Annotated in this window: 19 protein-coding genes; 8 read left to right on the forward strand and 11 right to left on the reverse strand. The window is 64.0% G+C overall.

The genetic code is table 11. From position 1 onward, the window contains the following. Window positions 1-49 precede the first annotated feature (49 nt). Window positions 50-739 (reverse strand): FadR/GntR family transcriptional regulator, encoded by a 690-nt coding sequence (locus PALO_RS07160; RefSeq protein ID WP_041710076.1) that lies wholly within the window; start codon window positions 737-739, stop codon window positions 50-52. A gap of 158 nt (window positions 740-897) precedes the next feature. On the opposite strand from PALO_RS07160, the gene PALO_RS07165 reads away from it, so the two are divergent. Beyond that, window positions 898-1,422, forward strand: a complete 525-nt coding sequence (locus PALO_RS07165; RefSeq protein WP_015583010.1) for a gluconokinase — start codon at window positions 898-900, stop codon at window positions 1,420-1,422. Window positions 1,423-1,451: 29 nt separating this feature from the next. Further along, complete coding sequence (locus PALO_RS07170; RefSeq protein WP_015583011.1) at window positions 1,452-2,822, forward strand: GntT/GntP/DsdX family permease; 1,371 nt, start codon at window positions 1,452-1,454, stop codon at window positions 2,820-2,822. 73 nt (window positions 2,823-2,895) lie between these two features. Here the strand turns inward: PALO_RS07170 and PALO_RS07175 are convergent, their stop codons facing one another. Together PALO_RS07175 and PALO_RS07180 are read right to left on the reverse strand one after the other, a co-directional pair. After that, window positions 2,896-3,354, reverse strand: coding sequence for an Hsp20/alpha crystallin family protein (locus PALO_RS07175; protein WP_015583012.1), 459 nt, complete (start codon window positions 3,352-3,354; stop codon window positions 2,896-2,898). Between the two features lie 120 nt (window positions 3,355-3,474). Further along, window positions 3,475-4,203, reverse strand: a complete 729-nt coding sequence (locus PALO_RS07180; RefSeq protein WP_041710077.1) for an alpha/beta fold hydrolase — start codon at window positions 4,201-4,203, stop codon at window positions 3,475-3,477. Window positions 4,204-4,253: 50 nt separating this feature from the next. Between PALO_RS07180 and PALO_RS07185 the strand changes: the two genes are divergently transcribed. Beyond that, a complete protein-coding gene (locus tag PALO_RS07185; RefSeq protein ID WP_015583014.1) occupies window positions 4,254-5,420 on the forward strand; it encodes a hypothetical protein in 1,167 nt (388 codons plus the stop codon). An 83-nt stretch (window positions 5,421-5,503) separates the two neighbouring features. Beyond that, window positions 5,504-7,729, forward strand: coding sequence for a HelD family protein (locus tag PALO_RS07190; protein ID WP_187290315.1), 2,226 nt, complete (start codon window positions 5,504-5,506; stop codon window positions 7,727-7,729). Here the strand turns inward: PALO_RS07190 and metF are convergent. Continuing rightward, entirely contained in the window at window positions 7,626-8,564 is a 939-nt protein-coding gene (gene metF, locus PALO_RS07195; protein ID WP_015583016.1) for a methylenetetrahydrofolate reductase [NAD(P)H], read from the reverse strand. The two genes, PALO_RS07190 and metF, sit on opposite strands and share 104 nt — an antisense overlap. 91 nt (window positions 8,565-8,655) lie before the next feature. Between metF and PALO_RS07200 the strand changes: the two genes are divergently transcribed. Then, window positions 8,656-9,753 carry a polyprenyl synthetase family protein gene (locus PALO_RS07200; RefSeq protein WP_015583017.1) on the forward strand — a complete coding sequence of 366 codons (1,098 nt, stop codon included), beginning with the start codon at window positions 8,656-8,658 and terminating at the stop codon, window positions 9,751-9,753. Between the two features lie 10 nt (window positions 9,754-9,763). Here the strand turns inward: PALO_RS07200 and PALO_RS07205 are convergent, their stop codons facing one another. Beyond that, on the reverse strand, window positions 9,764-10,162 hold the full coding sequence (locus PALO_RS07205; protein ID WP_015583018.1) for a barstar family protein: 399 nt from the start codon (window positions 10,160-10,162) through the stop codon (window positions 9,764-9,766). Continuing rightward, window positions 10,159-10,602 carry a guanyl-specific ribonuclease gene (locus tag PALO_RS07210; protein ID WP_015583019.1) on the reverse strand — a complete coding sequence of 148 codons (444 nt, stop codon included), beginning with the start codon at window positions 10,600-10,602 and terminating at the stop codon, window positions 10,159-10,161. Before PALO_RS07210 ends, PALO_RS07205 begins: the two co-directional genes overlap by 4 nt. A gap of 119 nt (window positions 10,603-10,721) precedes the next feature. Between PALO_RS07210 and PALO_RS07215 the strand changes: the two genes are divergently transcribed. Then, window positions 10,722-12,146: a protein kinase domain-containing protein gene (locus tag PALO_RS07215; protein ID WP_015583020.1), complete on the forward strand. Its 1,425-nt coding sequence runs from the start codon at window positions 10,722-10,724 to the stop codon at window positions 12,144-12,146. A 49-nt stretch (window positions 12,147-12,195) separates the two neighbouring features. Next, a complete protein-coding gene (locus tag PALO_RS07220; RefSeq protein ID WP_015583021.1) occupies window positions 12,196-13,155 on the forward strand; it encodes a DMT family transporter in 960 nt (319 codons plus the stop codon). A gap of 12 nt (window positions 13,156-13,167) precedes the next feature. Here PALO_RS07220 and PALO_RS07225 read toward each other — a convergent pair whose 3' ends face one another. The 4 genes from PALO_RS07225 to PALO_RS07240 all read right to left on the reverse strand — a co-directional run bounded on the left by PALO_RS07225 (window position 13,168) and on the right by PALO_RS07240 (window position 16,864). Next, window positions 13,168-13,815 carry an MBL fold metallo-hydrolase gene (locus tag PALO_RS07225; protein ID WP_015583022.1) on the reverse strand — a complete coding sequence of 216 codons (648 nt, stop codon included), beginning with the start codon at window positions 13,813-13,815 and terminating at the stop codon, window positions 13,168-13,170. A 78-nt stretch (window positions 13,816-13,893) separates the two neighbouring features. After that, window positions 13,894-15,312, reverse strand: a complete 1,419-nt coding sequence (locus tag PALO_RS07230) for a class II 3-deoxy-7-phosphoheptulonate synthase (protein ID WP_187290316.1) — start codon at window positions 15,310-15,312, stop codon at window positions 13,894-13,896. A 72-nt stretch (window positions 15,313-15,384) separates the two neighbouring features. Then, a complete protein-coding gene (locus tag PALO_RS07235) occupies window positions 15,385-15,957 on the reverse strand; it encodes a 1-acyl-sn-glycerol-3-phosphate acyltransferase (RefSeq protein WP_174266676.1) in 573 nt (190 codons plus the stop codon). 151 nt (window positions 15,958-16,108) lie between these two features. Continuing rightward, the gene (locus PALO_RS07240) at window positions 16,109-16,864 is read right to left on the reverse strand and encodes a lysophospholipid acyltransferase family protein (RefSeq protein ID WP_015583024.1); all 756 of its coding nucleotides are present in this window, start codon (window positions 16,862-16,864) and stop codon (window positions 16,109-16,111) included. Window positions 16,865-16,924: 60 nt separating this feature from the next. Between PALO_RS07240 and PALO_RS07245 the strand changes: the two genes are divergently transcribed. Further along, the gene (locus PALO_RS07245) at window positions 16,925-17,332 is read left to right on the forward strand and encodes a hypothetical protein (protein ID WP_015583025.1); all 408 of its coding nucleotides are present in this window, start codon (window positions 16,925-16,927) and stop codon (window positions 17,330-17,332) included. Between the two features lie 4 nt (window positions 17,333-17,336). On the opposite strand, the gene PALO_RS07250 is transcribed toward PALO_RS07245, so the two are convergent. Continuing rightward, window positions 17,337-18,407 (reverse strand): ROK family glucokinase, encoded by a 1,071-nt coding sequence (locus PALO_RS07250; protein WP_004811845.1) that lies wholly within the window; start codon window positions 18,405-18,407, stop codon window positions 17,337-17,339. Window positions 18,408-18,412: the final 5 nt, after the last annotated feature.

Consider the following 18,412-nt stretch of genomic DNA (forward strand, 5'->3'; position numbering starts at 1 on the left):
TTCGAGCTGTGCCTTTCCTGAGATCCTTTGAGGTTTTTCGAGGCAGCGATCACTGCGAACTCATTGCCTGGTGAGCCTCCGCGACGATCTCCCTCATGGCGTCCGCAGCAGCCTCTGGATCATGGGCAGCAACCGCATCCGCAATGTTGCGATGGAATCCAATCGCCTCTTGTCTAGGCTCGAAGGGCATGAGGTGAGTACGTCCTTTCAGGACGGCGGCGACAATATTGACGTGAGAGGCGACGAGCGGATTGTGAGAAGCCTGAAGTAGAGCGGTGTGAAAACCTATGTCGCAGTGCAGATACTCGTCAAGATCACCATCAGCGGCGGCCGCGATCATCCCAGTGACGGCCAGAGACATCGTCGCCGCTTCGTCTCGGGTGGCGCGCTTGGCGGCCAACTCGGCAGCCAGCGGCTCGACGGCCGACCTCAGCTCACTGATCCAGGTGATCTCCTCGTCCCTTCTGGGACCAGCCAGGAACCACTCAATGACGGCGGGGGAACTGACGTCCCACTCTGATTCATCCGTGACGACAATGCCAACCCGTCGCCGGGCACGCACCATGTGAAGAGCCTCGAGAAGCTTGACCGCTTCTCGGGTGACAGACCTGGAAACTCCGAATTCTGCGTCAAGTTCCTCGAGCCTCATCGCTGTTCCAGGAGCGACGTCGCCACTGACGATCCGAGCCCCGATGACGTTCGAGACCGTGATGGCCATAGAGGAATCTGACATGACCATAACCCTAGCGATACCAACCCGCCCACACCTGGCACACAACGACGTCATGACCCTCTTTTCGGGATGTGATTTCAAACCCTAATTCCCTGTACAGATCTGATCTCAACGCGTACACTCGGTCAGGTCAATGACGACTGAGACATCTGGGGAGGACCTTCATGAGTGTCATCCAATCGCGCCACCGCGTGCCACCAACCGTTGTCATGGGTGTGGCTGGAGCTGGCAAGACGGACATCGGCGCCATGCTCGCCCAACGCCTCGACGTGGACTTCATGGACGGCGACGACCTCCATCCTCAGGCCAACATCGACAAGATGGCTTCTGGACACTCCCTCAGCGACGACGACCGGCATCCCTGGTTGGCGAACATCGCAACCTGGCTCGGTGAGCGCACTGATGGCGGGGCCGTCGTGGCGTGCTCGGCCCTCAAGCGCATCTACCGCGATCAGCTCAGGCGTGCCTGCCCGGACCTCGTCTTCGTCCATCTGGCCGGCGATCGCGAGGTCGTCACCGAGCGAGTCAAGGCTCGCGCCGGCCACTTCATGCCAGCCAGCCTCGTTGATTCCCAGTACGCCACCCTCGAGCCCCTTGCCGCTGATGAGGTCGGCATCACCCTCAACTTCAACGCTACCCGAGAGGAACTCACCGACGAGGCAGCCACCTGGTTGGCCAACCTCGACTGACACCACACCCCGGACTCAAGGAGGAGTCAATGCCCGTCATCCTCGAGACAACGGCCGGCGCCGGCCAGTTGATCGCGGCAGCCATCATCGGATTCGCCCTCATCATCACTCTCATCACCAAGTTCGAGCTCCACCCCTTCCTCTCCCTGACGATCGGTGCGCTGACTGTCGGAGCCATCGCCCAGCTCTCCCTCACGGAAATGCTGGAGTCCTACTCCACGGGAGTGGGATCGACGGTCGCGTCGGTCGGCGTTCTCATCGCCCTAGGGGCGATCATCGGTAAATTACTCGCCGACTCCGGTGGCGCTGACGAGATCGTCGACACCTTGGTGTCTAAGGCCTCCGCCGCCACCCTGCCGTGGGCCATGGCCCTCATTGGTGCCGTCATCGGCCTGCCGATGTTCTTCGAGATCGGCCTCGTACTGCTGGTCCCCGTCATCCTGCTGGTGACCCGCCGGTCCAAGTTGCCCCTCATGAAGGTCGCCATCCCGGCCCTAGCAGGCTTGTCGACGATGCACGCCCTCGTTCCGCCGCATCCTGGCCCGCTGGCTGCCATCGGGCTGTTGAAGGCCGACCTCGGCGTGACCCTGGGTCTGGGCGTCCTCATCGCCATCCCGACGGTCGTCGTCGCCGGTCCGCTCTTCTCTCGGCTGGCTGCCCGCTGGGTGCCCGTCGATGCCCCTGACCTCTTCCTCAATTCCGATGAGAACGGACGCTCCGGTATTGCCCCCGGTCACCCGAAATTCTCGGTCACCCTCATGACCGTCTTGTTGCCCGTGATCCTCATGATGGGCAAGGCCCTCGCGGACATCCTTGCCGACAAGAGCACCGTCGTCCGCAACATCCTGGACTTCCTGGGCCAACCGATGTTCGCCCTGCTGCTGACCACCCTGCTGGCGATCTTCACCTTGGGCAAGGCATCCGGGATGGACAAGGAGGCCATCAGCGTCAGCATCGGAGCCTCCCTTCCTCCGATCGCCGGCATCCTCCTCATCGTCGCCGCCGGCGGCGGTTTCAAGCAGATCCTCGTCGACACCGGCATTGCCAAGCTACTGGCCAATGGCATCACCGGATCCTCCGTCTCGCCGCTGCTGATGGCCTGGTTGGTGGCTGTCGTCATTCGGTTGGCGACCGGGTCGGCAACCGTCGCAACCGTCACCGCCGCGGGCATCCTCGAGCCGGTGGCCGCCACCATGCCGTCCACCCATGCCGCCCTGCTGGTGCTCGCCATCGGCTGTGGTTCGGTCTTCTTCTCCCACGTCAATGACGCCGGCTTCTGGCTCATCAAGGAGTACTTCGGCATCTCCGTGGGCGAGAACATCAAGAGCTGGTCCCTCATGGAGACGGTGCTGTCGGTCTGTGGCCTGCTGCTCGTACTGCTGGTCTCCGTCATCATCTGACCACACCTGCGCGACAACACACGACGGCCGGCCCCCAACGCGGGAACCGGCCGCCGTGTCAGTCCTCGAGGACTCACTGCTCCTGATGATCACCCGAGCCGACCTGAGCCTGGTCGACCGCGGCGTCGATGGTGGTCGATCCATGCTTGACCTCCACCTTGCGCGGCTTGGCAGCTTCGGCGACCGGGATCGTCAAGGTCAGCACACCATCGGTGTACTCGGCCGTGATCTGATCAGTGGCCAATCCATGCCCAAGGGTGAGCTGGCGGGCGAAGGTGCCCATGGCGCGCTCTCGGGAGATCCACTGCACCTCCTGGGACACCTTGGCGGCGCGCTCGGCGCGGATGGTCAAGGTGCGATCGTCGACGTCGATGTCAATGGACGCCGGGTCCACTCCCGGAAGGTCCACAGCCACCATGTAGTTGTCGCCGTCTCGGTAAAGATCCATGGGAACCGCCACGGCCGCCGGCGTCCTGGTGACGTCGGAGAGCAGACGATCCATCTCACGGAACGGGTCAAAGGTACGAGCCATGTCAACACTCCTGTGGATTCAGCAGTTTCCTGCATCGACTCAGTCTGAGTCGTGATGACTCAAGTTTAACCATGAGTCACCCCGACTCAACAAGAGGGTTGCGTGTAGTTCGCTCAAGGCTCACATGTCCTGAACTCCGTTGTGCCTTCGATTGATGTGTCGACCGTTGGTGAGGAAGGGAACTGCGACGTCGCAGAACTCGTCCGCCTTGGTGATGTGGGTGCGGTGGCCTCCCTCAATGGTAGTCAATCTGGCATCCGGTAGAGCCTTCGCCACGTCCCGCAGCCTGTCCTGACGCAGGTATGACGACTTCCCTCCCCCGATGATGAGAACCGGCATCGCCATTCGGGCACATCCGTTCCACCACTGCGGATTGGGTTTGAGTAATTCGAGGCTGACCTTCCACACCATCTTGGGATCGAACTTCTTGCGTCCAGCCAGAGCCGCCACCTCCATGATCAGAGCGTCTGCGTATCTCCTCATGGGCGGAGGATCCTGTCGAACCCGTCGCAGCACCGGCATGTCCTCCAGCAGCACGCGATCGAATCGTTCAGGCTGACGTTGGGCAACCATTGACGCCACCAGAGCCCCCAGGGAGTGGCCAACCAGGGCACACCTTTCGATCTTGCGGGCGTCCATCTGCTCGATGATGTCGGTCGCGAAGGCCTCGAGAGGATAGTCAGTTCCCACTCCCCGACGAGTGTCGATGGGTCCGTGGCCCAGCAGGGACAACTGATGGACGGGAACTCTCTCGACGTTGAATGCCAGCACTAACCCGCCCCAGGTGGTTGGCGAACTGGTGATTCCATGGACAGCGACGACAGGAAGATCCGTGTTCACCTCTGGCACGATACCTGCGGCCGGTATTTCGACCCCACAACCACAGGAGGCACAGGCACATGGGAACGGTTCACATCCCCGGGGACGGACTCGTGGCTCTGGCCGCCGCCTTGAGATTGGCCCGGGTCGGACACGACGTCACCGTCGTCACCTCCTCACCGCGGTGGCGAGCTAACGCCGAACGTCCATTGGCGCCCGAGATTGGCGCCACCCTGGAGTTGCCCTCCGCGTGGCGGGACCTCTTCGCAAAATCTGGACGCGCGATGGAGGCAGAACTGGCTGGGATCGACATCGATCTGGTCGAGGAACCTGATCGCCACGTCCTGGCAGGAGATGAGACGGTGACGATGCCGACGGAACGGGGAGCGCAGATCCACACCGTCCGGGACCGTTACGGCGAGTGCACGGCGAACAAATGGCGTGAGGTCCTCGACCACGCCGATGACGTCTGGCAAGCTCGCCGTCGCAACGGAGTCGAGGACGCAGTGACCTCAAGACCCACCCCTCTCCCGGAGCCCATCCATGTCGATCTGTGCTCGCCTCTTGCCGAACTGTCCGCAGATGAGACCCAGCTCGCCGTCATGCGCGTCTTCGGATGCTGGAATCTCGTCGGCCCCCAGGGTCCCACCGACCTTCAGCCCTTGTTGGACCTCCTCGACCAGAGGCTGATCAGACGCGGAGTGAAGATCGATCCGGCCCCGACACCGACCCCGGACGCCATCATCGACACCATCCCCCCACCCCCTCGCCGTTCCTGGTGGCGTCGCGCGCCTCGTCCCTGGTCATCCCCCACCGTCACCGTCACCACCAATGACGAGCAGCCCGCTCACGACAACATGGATCACAGGATGGAGTGGCGGCCCGAGGGACTCGTCGAGACATGGACCTGGTGGGACGGCACCCAAACGCACCGGATCCGCCACGACCACACCCACCCGGTCGCCGACCCTGGCATGGGCACCGTGTGGTCGGCGTGGCGGGATCGTCCCCCCATGGCATGGAGTCTGCACGGATCAGTTCCAACCCTGCCCGCCTCTGCCGCCTCCCATGGCGGCCCGGAACCCTGGGCGCAACTGTTGACCGGGGCTCTGGCGGCCTATCTCACCCACGAACGTCTCACCGGAGAGGACATTCGCCCCACCAACAAGGTCATCGGTGCGGCGGGTCGTCCGCGGCGAGGGCATGGTTCCACCAATGGGGCCTCCGCGCGTAAACTTGCCCGTTAGCCCCGCGACACCGAGTCCGAGGCAGACTCTCGTGAAGGACGACTTTGACCGAACACGGCACTTCGACCACTGATCCTCGCGTTGTGAAAGCTGAGATCGCCAAGGAACAGGCCCATGTCGACCGGGTCCGCGCTCAACTGGAGATCGACGAGAACAAGGCTCGCATGCTGGCCACGGCTGGCCAGGACATGTACCGCTCCGATCGCACCAGTTGGGTCCGCGAAGAGGACGGTACGGCGATGTTCGAACGCGATGCCTTCTCCTACAACGCGGCCAAGAGGTTGGCAATCCTCGATGCCGAACACGAGGGTTTGGTCTTCGGTCGACTTGACCTCGCTGACGATGACGAGGTGCGTCACATTGGGCGCATCGGCGTGCGTGACGCTGATTACGAGCCCCTCGTCATCGACTGGCGCGCCCGCGCCGCCGAGCCCTTTTATCGCGCCACCCCGTCCGATCCGATGGGTGTGATCCGTCGTCGTGTGCTGCGCTGCCGGGACGACAAGGTCCTTGGCATCGAAGACGACCTGCTGGACTCCACCTCGCAGGCCGACCTGCCGATCGTCGGGGAGGGAGCCCTCATGGCCGCCCTCTCACGGGCTCGCGACACCCAGATGCACTCCATCGTCTCGACCATCCAGGCAGAACAGGATGAGGCCATTCGTGCCCCTTACCAGGGCGTGACGACGATCATGGGCGGGCCTGGAACCGGCAAGACGGTCGTCGCCCTGCATCGTGCCGCCTTCCTGCTGTACTCCCATCGAGCCCGGCTGGAGAACGGCGGGGTGCTCGTCATCGGACCGTCCTCGGTCTTCATGAGTTACATCGAGCGGGTGCTCCCCAGTCTCGGCGAGGACTCCGTCACCCTCCGCTCCGTCGGCCAGGTACCCTCTGACATCCTTAGGTTCTCCTCCGATCGCCTCGACGAGCCCCGCACGGCCAACATCAAGGGCAGCCTTGACATGGTCGATGTGCTCACCCGACTGGTCAATCTACCGATGTCGGCCGAACCGGATTCGATGCGCCTTCGAGTCACAGTCAAGGGTGAGGTGCTCACCCTGGGTTCTCACGCCCTGGCCGCCACCCGCCATCACATCCTCAAACGCAACCGATACAACGACGGTCGCGAAGCTGTTGAGGCCTCGCTCAAGGATCAGCTGTGGAACATCCTTCCTGAAGACGTCAGCTCCGCCCATGACCTGAGCAAGGAGCAATTCGACGACCTGGTCTCCTCCCAGGCGTCCTGGCGAATGTTCCTCAATGCCTGGTGGCCGACCCTGTCGGCCACGGACGTCCTAGCCCGGCTGGCTGACCCGGCGGTCGTCAAGGCGGTTGCTCCGGACTGGGATGACGAGACCTGTCAGCTCGTCGTCAACTCCATCCCCACCGAGGTGGACCGGCGTGGACGCCGTGACTGGTCGGTGGCAGACATGGCCCTGCTGGATGAACTGGCCGCTCTGCTGGGTCCAGTTCCGCCCGAGCCTGATGCGGAGGACCCAGTCTTCATCGAGGGCGGGGACGCCGAGGAGCTCGTCACCCTGAGCGACCGCCTCCATGATGCTCGTCAGATCGATGAGGACGAGCCGCGAGACACCTACGCCCACGTCCTCGTCGACGAGGCCCAGGACATCTCGCCGATGCAGTGGCGAATGATTGGGCGACGTGGCCCGCAAGCCTCCTGGACGATCGTCGGGGATCCGGCCCAGTCGGCCTTCCCCCACCCGGAGCAGACCCGGTCTGCCCTCGACGAACTGGTGGGCAATGCTCCCTCACGAACCTTCACGCTGACGAAGAACTACCGATCCCCGGCGGAGGTCTTCGACCTTGCCGCGGAGGTCGTCGTCACCGTCCAGCCCGATGCCGACCTTCCTCAGGCGGTGCGCTCGGTGGGGGTGCAGCCAACCGTGGTGCGTACCGATGCCCTGTGGGCCGAAGTGCGCTCCCAGCTCGACGATATGCTTCAGGAGGTTGACGGGACGATTGGTCTGGTCTGCCCGGCGAGTCTGGTCGACCAGGCTGGCGACCTCGCCACGGATCCACGCATCATCCCGGTGACGACGATGCAGGCCAAGGGACTCGAGTATGACGGCGCAGTCGTCGTCGATCCGGAACGCATCGTCTCCGAGACGGGGAACCCCACGAGCGGCGTCCGGGTGCTCTATGTCGCCCTCACCCGTCCGACCCAGCGTCTGGCAGTCGTCGGGCTCAAGCAGCTGGAGTCGCCTCGAAATCTGCAGGCAGATCAGCCAGTTGCGGCCGACGCCGGGCGAGCATGGTCCGAAGCTCTGTGGTCGCACGAGACCTGTTAAGCGTGTAGTAGTGCAGACCGGGAGCGCCGCTGTCGAGGAGCTCACAGCACATGTCGACGGCGGCCTCCAGACCAATGCGCCGCACGGCTGCCTTGTCCTCCTTGACGGCCTCGATCCTGGCCACCAGCTCAGCCGGGACGTCGGTGCCGGACAATTCGGCGAAGCGACGAATCTGGCCGTACGAGGTGATCGGCATGATTCCCGGGATGATCGGGATGTCACAGCCCATTGCGCGCACCCGATCCACGAGTCGCTGGTAGTGGGAGGGGAGGAAGAACAGCTGGGTGATGGCGAAGGATGCCCCCGCCTCGGCCTTGTCGACGAGGATGCGCGCGTCGAGGTCGATGTCGGCGGACTCCGGATGACCGTCCGGGAAGGCCCCGACTCCGACGCATGCCTCGGGGTGAACCCGTTTGACGAGCCGGACGAGCTCGGTGGCGTTGGGCAGGCCCTCGGGATGGGCGACCCAGGGCTGCCCTGCCCCACCGGGCATGTCTCCTCGGACGGCAAGGATGTGGTTGACCCCCGACTCGGCATAGTCAGCGACCATCTGCTCGAGGTCGGACACCGACTGGACGACACAGGTGAGGTGACCGACGGTTCGCAACCCCGTCGAGACCATGTGCTGGGTGCAGCGGAGAGTGCGATCACGTCGTGACCCGTTTGCCCCATAGGTCACCGAGATGAAGTCAGGAGCCATCGGGACGAGAGCGTCGGTGGCGCTCCAGAGCCGATAGACATCGTCCTCGCTGCGCGGTGGCATGAACTCAAACGAGTGCAGGGGGCGATCCCCCGCGGCCAGCAGGTCGGCAATGGTCGGCTTCTGGGTCTGCATGGCGTCAGGCTAGGCGGCGCGTCCATCCGATGAGCCTCCTGTCCAGCCTGCGGACTCGTCTGCAGCCGTCAGACCGCCCTATGCTGGCTTCATGTTCCCCTTTGACCCGTCCGCTCCGGTCAGCGCCGATTTCCGAGAGTCTGTGAGTGCGAGAATCGCCACCTTCCTCGACGGCGAGAAGGGGGTTGTCGACGCGATCGGTGCCGAGCTGTCCCCTGTTCTTGACGCTGCCCGCGACTATACCGGTGGCGGCAAGAGGCTTCGTCCCGCCTTCTGCTACTGGGGCCATGTGGCTGCCGCAGGACAGCCCGCGGAACCGAGCGGGCTGCTGCAGGCCGCCGCCAGCCTCGAGCTGCTGCACGTGTCGGCCCTGGTGCATGACGACCTCATGGACCACTCCGACACCCGGCGCGGTCTCCCGTCGGTGCATCGTCGCTTCGAGGCTGCTCATGCCGAAGCCAAGGGTGACGGCCCCTCCGAGCAATTCGGGTTCGACATCGCCATCCTGCTCGGTGACCTGCTGCTGATGTGGTCAGCCCAGATGTTCACCTCTGCATCCCTGGAGGCCAGCAAGCTCGTTGCCGCCACGCCTCTCCTGGACGCCATGCGCACCGAGGTCACCTGCGGCCAGGTCCTCGACGTCACCTCCCAGTCAGGAATGGCAGGGGCGGACTCCGAGTCAGCCCTTGATCTCGTCGGCCGGGTCGTGGAGTACAAGTGTGCCTCTTACACCGTGGTGCGTCCTTGCCAGATCGGGGTGGCCCTGGCGGGAGGTTCAGATCGCCTCCAGCAGACGATGGCCGATTTCGGCTCCCCCATCGGGCGGGCCTTCCAGTACCGCGATGACCTGCTCGGCATTTTTGGTGACGCCGTGCTCACCGGCAAGCCGGCCGGGGACGATCTGCGAGAAGGCAAGCGCACGGTACTCGTCGCCCATGCCCTCAACCAGGCTGACGCCAAGGACGCCGCCCGATTGGAAAGATTCCTCGGTCGCCCCGACCTCGACGACTCCGATGTCGCCACCGCCCGCCACATCATTGAGAGCAGCGGGGCCAAGGATGCCGTCGAATCCACCATCGACGAGTGCCACCGACGCGCTGTGGCAGCACTGGATGGCGCTGAGATGGCCGAGGCAGGTAGGACCGCTCTGCGCGAGCTGGCACGCCAGTGCGTCGAGCGTCGCTTCTGAGGTAACTGTCTCAGCCCAGCAAGAAGGCAAAGCCGTCGAGGTCGTCCTCGTCGAGACGTTGCCCGATGACGTCGACCAACCGTCCCCAGTCCTGGGGATTGCCGCGCTGGAAGGGCTGCCAGCCCGTCCACAACACGGCGGTGTCGCCCTCGACATCAGCCAGACAGTCACGCAACGCGTCGAGGTTGTGGCCGTACCAACTCGGAAAGGACAGAGTGTTCCCGAAGCCCGTCAGGACCGCGTCGAGGTCCGCCCCTCCGGCCATGTGGAAGATTCGCCATCCCGCGTTACGCCATACTCGTGCGACCTCGGATAGATCAGAAGCACTTGCCGGGTCGACGAGCATGATCCCGGGCCCAACGGGGCCTCCGGCCAGCGAACCTGCCTGGACGTCATTCTCGGTTGTCATCGGACGATCCTCCGGAACGTTGAGTAGTGGTCGGCGGTCCAGAAGCATGCCGCGTCAGAGCCACAGACGACGCGACGCGGGCCGCGACCGCTGACTCCCGGGGTGACGACGGTGTACTCGTGATACCACCCATCCTCGTGATGGGGCAACGCCCCGCTGTTGTTGTGATAGACGATGCCGTCACGTCGAAATGGGAACAGTCCGCCGGCATCGATGAGATTAAGGGTGTGCTGAGCCTCCGATGGGAGCTGGTCCTCCCTGATGGTGGGAAGACCGTCAGAGGACCGTGCGGTCGCCGAGATGGTCGCCCGCGAAGAGATTGGCGTGGAACTCACCGAAGCTGGACTGGAGGGGGCAGAACAGCCCATGACTACGGCAGACAGCAGAGCGACGAGCCAGACGGACCAACGGCAGGAACGAAGCCCATCCGCAACAGTCATGAGTTCAGCCTAAGGACTCGCCGGGTCATCCTCCGATCCCCTCATGGGGACTGCGCATACACTTCGAGGTGGGCCGCACCCCCTTCTTCCCCGACCGTGCGTGAGGCGTAATCGTGAGCATGACCATGAGCACTGACCCCTTGGTGGGTCACATCCTCGAGGGTCGCTACGAGATCGTGTCCAAAATCGCTCGTGGCGGGATGGCAACCGTTTATCGAGCCCAGGATTTGTGCCTTCCTCGCATTGTCGCGGTCAAGGTCATGCACGAGGGACTCGATGCGGAACTTGCGGAACGATTCGACTCCGAGGCCAAAGCGGCAGCCCGGCTCGTCAACCCTCATGTGGTGTCGGTCTTCGACCAGGGGATGGATGGGGATCGCCCGTTCATCGTCATGGAATACGTGCCTGGGTGCACCTTGCGCCACATCATCACCCAGGAGGCGCCCCTCACCCCAGTGCGGGCCCTTGATCTCCTCGAGCCGGTGGTGTCTGCCTTGGCCAGCGCCCATGAAGACGGGCTGGTGCATCGCGACGTCAAGCCCGAGAACGTCCTCATCTCCGACCGCGGCCAGATCAAGGTCGCTGACTTCGGTCTGGCACGTGCCGTCGGCAACCAGACGATGTCGGCGACCTCCGGGCAGCTGATCGGGACGGTGTCCTACATTCCTCCCGAAAGGGTGACGCGAGGCAGTTCCGACGAACGCTCGGACATCTACTCCGCCGGCATCGTGCTCTTCGAGATGCTCACCGGCCACAAACCCCATACCGGGGACTCCCCCATTCAGGTGGCATGGGCGCACGTCAACAAGGACGTGCCCGCCCCCTCCCAGTACCTGGCCAATGGCACCCGTGCTGAGCGAGACATCGCCTGGCTCATTCCGGGCTACCTCGACGGCTTGGTGCGGGCATGCACATCGCGCGACCCAGCCAAGCGTCCTTCCGATGGACGAGCCCTTCTCGACCTGATGCGTCGTGTTCGCCACACCCTCTCGACGGGGCGAAGTGACGACCCGGCTCTGGCTGCCCTGCAGGCACGCGCATCCCGGCCCAGTGTCGTCATCACCGATCCCGTGGCACATGCTCTCCAGGGATCCACTGATCGTTCCACCCGCCGTCGTGGTGAGCCGATTCACCCCGGGACGTCGTCGGTACCGCCGTGGTCACGCAGCAACGCCACACCGGTGTCCCCGCGCACTCCCGTCTCGACACCGGATTCTCCATCGTCACCGATGGATCGGCGCCCCGCTCCCCAACCAAGCCGGCCCGCCGCACTCGTCAACCGTGGTCGACCGCGTCCTGCACATCGACCAACCAACCAGCCAACCCCGCACTCCCGATTGGCGCAGGACGCCGTCCATCGCCGTCGTCGCGGGGTCATCGCCACCGTCTTCATCGTCCTGGTGGCGGTGCTGTGCGCATATCTGGTCTTCCACTTCGCGTCCTCCCAGTACTCCGCGAGCGGGCTTCCAGGAACAAATTCGGTCGCTCGAACAGCCGTTCACAACGAATCATCCGGAGTGCACACCGTCTCACAAAATATTTGACGTCATTTTGGGTTGCAGAGCGAAGATTATCCCGCGTATCATCTGATTCGTGGTTGGTTTTCGTTCTTCGCGCCTTGCTGTGCCCGCACTTCTTCTCATGGCTGCTCTCTGGGGATCGACCCTGGTCGTCATGAAGGGCGTCTACGCCCACATGAGCCCGGAGAACCTGCTCGCCTGTCGTTTTGCCCTCGCTGCGGCCGCCTTCGGGATTCTCTTTCCCAAGGCTTGGCACACGGACATGCGCACCATCACCAAGGGAGCCGTCCTCGGCGTCCTCTTCGCTTCCGGACAGCTGCTCCAGGCCATCGGACTGAGCAGCACCGAGGCCGCGACGAACGGATTCATCGCCAGCCTGTACGTCGTCTTCACCCCGCTGCTGGCAGCCGTCATCTTCCGCAGGAAGGCGTCCAATGCCGTGTGGGGAGCTGTTGCCCTGGCGACCGTCGGTATGGGAGTGCTGGCCCTTGACCCGTCCTCAATCGGGAGCGGGTTCGGTGGTGTCGGCCAGCTGTTGACCCTGGCGTCCGCCCTGGCCTACGCCGGCCACATCGTAGCGACCGGACGTTTCGCCAATCCGTCCAATGTCGCGTCGCTGGGACTCTACCAGACCATCACTGTCGCCGTCGTCTGTACCATTGCAGCCTTGCCCGGCGGCCTGAGTGCCCCCACTCACATGGAGGATTGGCTCGCCCTGACCTACCTCGCCGTCATCTGCGGCACCCTGACGACCTTCATGCAGAGCTGGGGCCAAGCCCGCGTCGAGTCCACCCGTGCCGCCGTCATCATGTGCACCGAGCCGCTGTGGGGAGCCATCTTCGCCATCGGCCTCGGCGGCGAGACCCTCACCGGTCGTATCACGATCGGCGGTATCGCCATCCTGGCCGCCATGGCCCTCGCCGTCCGCCCGCCTCGTCGGCGTCGCGGTGCACCTCAGCACCACACCGAGCCTCCGGCGTCCCAGGTCGATCCGGCCTGGGCTCCGAGGTTCGGCATGGACCGAATGCTCTGAATCCTTTAAAAATCAGTCCTCGGGAACTTCCCAGGGGTGGCCACCGCGTAGATCGTGGAAGATGGTCGGGACCATCTCCTGGTGACGATCGAAGGCCAGCTGCCAGCCTCGCTCGTTGAGCAAGCCGTCATGGATGAGGAATCCATGACGGGCCCCCACAGACCTTGCGAAGTCGAGGGTCTCCTTCATGGCCGCCCATGGACCATGGGCTGGGCAAGCCAGGACGTCGACTCCTCGCGGAGTCTCGTCCAGCTCGTCACCGGGATGGAAGAGGATCGTGCCGAGTCCCTCACCGATGAGGTACCCGACGTTGCCGATCGGCTCGAGATCCCGATGGATGATCGCGTGATGACCACCCACAGCCTCGATCCTTACCTCACCGAGCTGCAACACGTCACCTGGAGAGATGGGATCGGCGTCAAGGGCAGGGACCTCGTGGCACGCACCCTCCTCAGCACGGACGACGGCCCCGGAGTTGGCGTCGACCAGAGCACCAACGTGATCAGGATCAACGTGATCGGGGTGGCGATGGGTGACGAGGATGGCGTCCAGGCCGGTCAGCCCGTGCCAAGCCTGGCTGAAGTTGCCAGGGTCGACGAGGATCCGCTTCCCGGCTGCTTCGACGAGGATGCAGGAGTGCCCCAGATGCGTGATTCTCATGTCTCTAGTGTCCCGCCGCCACCAGCCGACGGCAACCAGTTCAGCGACATTCGCCGCTGAACTCGCCCACCTGACTCATCACAGATCGATGCCGCGGAACCTCGCCAGCGGGCTGACGGCATTGCGCTTGAGACGACCGTCAGCCAGCCTCTCGGCAATCATGAAAGCCAGTTCCAAGGACTGGTTTCGGTTCAGACGCGGGTCGCACGCGGTTTCGTACCGATTTGCCAGGTCAGCCTCGGCGAGCATGTCGATGCCGCCCAGACACTCCGTGACGTCGTCACCGGTCAACTCGATGTGCACGCCCCCTGGCCAGGTGCCCAGCTCTTCGTGGACGTCGAAGAAGCCATTGACCTCGTCGCAGACATCAGCGAACGACCGCGTCTTGTAACCGTTGTCGGTCTCGAAGGTGTTGCCGTGCATCGGGTCACAGCTCCACACCACCTTGCGGCCGGTGGTCTCGACCGCCTCGATGACCTTCGGCAGGTTGGTGCGTACTGCCTTGCTGCCCATCCGGGTGATGAAGGTGAGACGTCCGGGCTCGTGGTCCGGGTCAAGAGAATCTGCGATGGCGACGGCATCCTCCCATGTCGTCGTCGGGCCGAGCTTGATTCCCAATGGGTTGCGTACATGACGCAGGAACTCGACATGGGCGCCGTCGAGCTGACGGGTCCGCTCGCCGATCCACAGCAGGTGACCCGAGCAGTCGTAGGGCAGCTGGGAGCGTGAGTCGATCCTCGTCATGGCGTGCTCGTAGTCGAGCAGCAGGGCCTCGTGGCTGGCGTAGAAGTCGACGGTGGACAGCTGATCGTCCTCGACTCCACAGGCCATCATGAAGACCAGTGCCCGCTCAATCTCCGATGCCAACGCCTCGTACCGGGCCTCGACGTTGGAGTTACGCACGAAGTCGGCATTCCACGCATGGATGCCACGCAGGTCGGCGAAGCCACCGGTGGCAAACGCCCGCACCAGGTTCAGGGTCGCTGCTGACGCGTTGTACACCCCGACCAGACGTTTGGGATCGTGCACGCGTGCCTCCGGGGTGAACTCAAACCCATTGACGGCGTCACCCCGGTAGCTGGGCAGCGTGAGGCCGCGTCGGGTCTCGGTGTCCTTGGAGCGCGGCTTGGCGTACTGTCCGGCGATCCGGCCAACCTTGACCACCGGGAGCTGACCGGCATAGGTCATGACGACTGCCATGGACAGCAGCACACGGAGTTTTCCTTTGATATTGGCGGCATTGACGCCGGCGAAGGTCTCCGCGCAGTCGCCACCTTGCAGTAGGAAGGCCTCGCGATTGGCAACCGCTGCCAGATGGGCGCGAAGGTCATCGCACTCCCCTGCGAACACCAGTGGAGGCAGAGCGCGAAGCTGTTCGATCACCTCGCCAGTCGCCTGGGGATCGGGGTAACTCGGTTGCTGGACCCGGGGCAGGGCGTTAAGGGCCTCAAGACTGGGAACGCTCTGGGACATGGCCGGGAGTCTACTTCCCCTCACCGCCATCATTGCTTCCGTTCCGCACAGTGAGGGACTTGACAGTCTCACTCAGGCCCGTGCTCGACCCGGCTCTCACCGGCCCGGGTGAATGCCGTGTTCTGCCAACCGATCAGCCAGCGAGGCCTTGCGGGCCTGAAGCTGAGCAGCCAGTCGGGCCTTCTCCTCCTCGCGGGCAAGCTCCTCGGCGTCGCGGGCGTTCTCCTGGCTCAACTGTTCCTCCTCGGCCTGACGGCGCCTCTTGCGATCCCGCCTCAGCTTGTGCATACGTGAGATCCAGATGAGTGGGCGCGGCCGAAGATCTCCCCTCACCGCCGGATGGTCCTGGTAGGTCAGTCCCGTGAGATCACACAAAGCCAGAGCGATGTCGTCGGCAGCCGCTCTCAGGACCGCGTGGGAGTGCGGCGTGGCGGCATGGCGAGACAGGTCGACAGGATCACCGAGGACAAGCCCTCCGTCGGTGACCTGAGCTGGCACGACGAGGGCCCCGGCAGCAAGCGCCAACCGGGCAACCTCGACGTCAACCCGATGGATCTGCCCTGCCCAGCTGTGTACCCCCTCAGGTGCCATGACGACGACGCAACCCTGAGACAGGTGTTCTCGTGCCTCGCCATGGGATTGCTCGCCCCTGGACCGACGCCCGGACATCCGGTGGACCTTGCGTTTCGCTCCTGACAGGCACTGCTCGGCCGTCGCCAGATCTCCGCGACGACGCAGATGAACCGCAACGATCACTGGTTGAGCGGGCAAGGGTTGGCCTGTCACCTCGCCATGGGATCGACGCAACCAGTTCATACCATCAGGCCTTCGCCACGCGGGGCGGCGGCACGGGCTTACCGCCTGGTCGGGGTTTGACGAACTTCGAGACATCCTTGCCCCGGAGATTGCCGTGCTTCACCCGGAAGCCATACACGTCGACATATCCTTGGCCGGTGAGATCGCTGATCGCTCCCATCACCTCGTCGGTAACCCAGCGCAGTACCGCAGTCTCCTCGGTACGATCAGCCAGCACGTCGAAGTGCATGGGCTTGCCGAAGACGACGGTCGGGTGCTCCAGCAACGGGATGCCGAGAACCTTGCGCCTCACCGTGGTACCGCTGATGCCCACCGGCACGACCGGAGCTCCCGAGCCCAGGGTCATCCGGGCAACACCCGTCTTACCCTTGTAGAGTCGGCCATCAGGAGAGCGAGTTCCTTCCGGGAAGATGCCGACCAGGCCGCCCTCGGCGAGTCGGCGTTCCACCGGCCCCATGGCATTGACGCTGGTGCGGCCACCTGAGCGATCCAGCGGCACCTGATCAACCGCGCGCAGGAACCACGCAACCACCTTCGACCAGAATCCGCGGTCCCCGGCAAAGAGCTCCTTCTTGGCCGGGTAGGTGAGTTTCCGATCAATCATGGACGCCACGATGATGGGGTCCAGGGCCGCAATGTGGTTACAGGCCAGGATCACCCCACCCTCGGCGGGTATGTTTTCCTCACCGATGACACGGGGGTGCCACAGGGCTCGCACTCCTGGTCCGAAGAGCGCATACTTGAAGAACTCGTACCACATGGGGCCTCCTCGGCGACCAAGCCTAGCGGCACCTCGAGTTCCCTGACGGGTGGAGGGATAATGGACAGCGACGACAACGATGTCGATGCCGCATTCGAGGAGCTCATTGGTCGCGAATTCGGGGAGGTTGTCACCGCCCCGGGGCGCCCTCCTCCCCAGGACCGACCGGCACGGCGTGCCCCGGCTCCCATTCCCCCGGAGCCGGCACCCGATCCCGATGAGATCGATGGGCCATCACCCGTCGAATCACCATCCCCGACGAGCCCGGTCACAAAGGTCGGACTCATCCTGGTGGCAATCTGCATCGTCACGGTGTTGCTGTCCATGGGAGGGATCAACGTCCCCGATACAGCGCTCATTCTGGCGATGACGTCAGGAGGAGCCGGAGTGAGCCTACTCATCTGGCAAGCCATCACCCGACGGGAACGCGACGACGCCGGCCCGTGGGGCAATCATTCTCGGCTGTAGCCGCTCATCTGTCCCGGACGACGGGCCCGGTAAGGGTCTCAGTGAGACTTTGACGCAGTGTGCGACGTGGTTTGCGGACGGCAGTACGTCGACGCGGCCAGAAACCGCGCGCCAGGCCCGGAGGCTCATTGATGGAGTGCCGGGCGAGATCGGCAGCACCGATCAACCCTGCGTCATTGCCGAAATGAGCCTTTTGGATGTCGGCCATGGGCCGGAAACCGCGACCGGTGAGGGTGCGGGCGTACACCGTGCGGGCAGGCTCGAGCAGCAGGTCCCCGGCAGCACTGACGCCCCCGCCAACGACGAAGAGGTCAGGGTCGAGGGCAGCGGCAAGGTTGGCCATGCCACGACCCAGCCAGATACCGATGTCTGCAATGAGTTCGATGGCCAACCGGTCGCCGTCCACGGCCGCGCGGGTGACATCAGGGCCGACGAGGTTATCAGGATCGCGATCGGTGACATAGGACAACAGATCCTGAACCCCGGGAGCTCCTTCTGCCAGGAGGGCGCGAGCATCCCTCACGAGAGAGTTTCCGGACGCGTACTGCTCCCAGCAGCCACGGTTGCCGCACGGGCACCAGTGACCGTCTGGAACAACCGTCATGTGGCCGAATTCACCGGCCATGCCATAACGACCACGGAACATCCGCCCATTGATGACCAGCGCCCCACCGATGCCGGTTCCCAGGGTGAGACACACCATGACACGCGATCCCTTGCCAGCTCCGAAGCGGAACTCGGCCCAAGCGGCTGCGTTGGCGTCATTGTCGACGAGAACGGGGACGGTGATGCGCTCGGAAAGACGATCTCGCAGCGGCTCGTTACGCCATGCCAAGTGCGGGGAAAATCGCACGAGCGCCTGTTCGGTGTCTATCCACCCCGCAGCTCCGATGCCGACTGCGCATATCGGGAGGTCGTGGGACAGCTCGCGAACTGATTCGACGATCGCGTCCTCGACGGCCTCCGGACTGCGAGAGGGGGTCGGGCACTGGATACGCTGAACGATCTGGCCATTTTCATCCACGACACCAGCGGCGACTTTCGTGCCGCCGATGTCTATACCGACGCTAAGCAAGGAAG

The organism is Cutibacterium avidum 44067 (genome assembly GCF_000367205.1).
Lineage (GTDB): Bacteria > Actinomycetota > Actinomycetes > Propionibacteriales > Propionibacteriaceae > Cutibacterium > Cutibacterium avidum.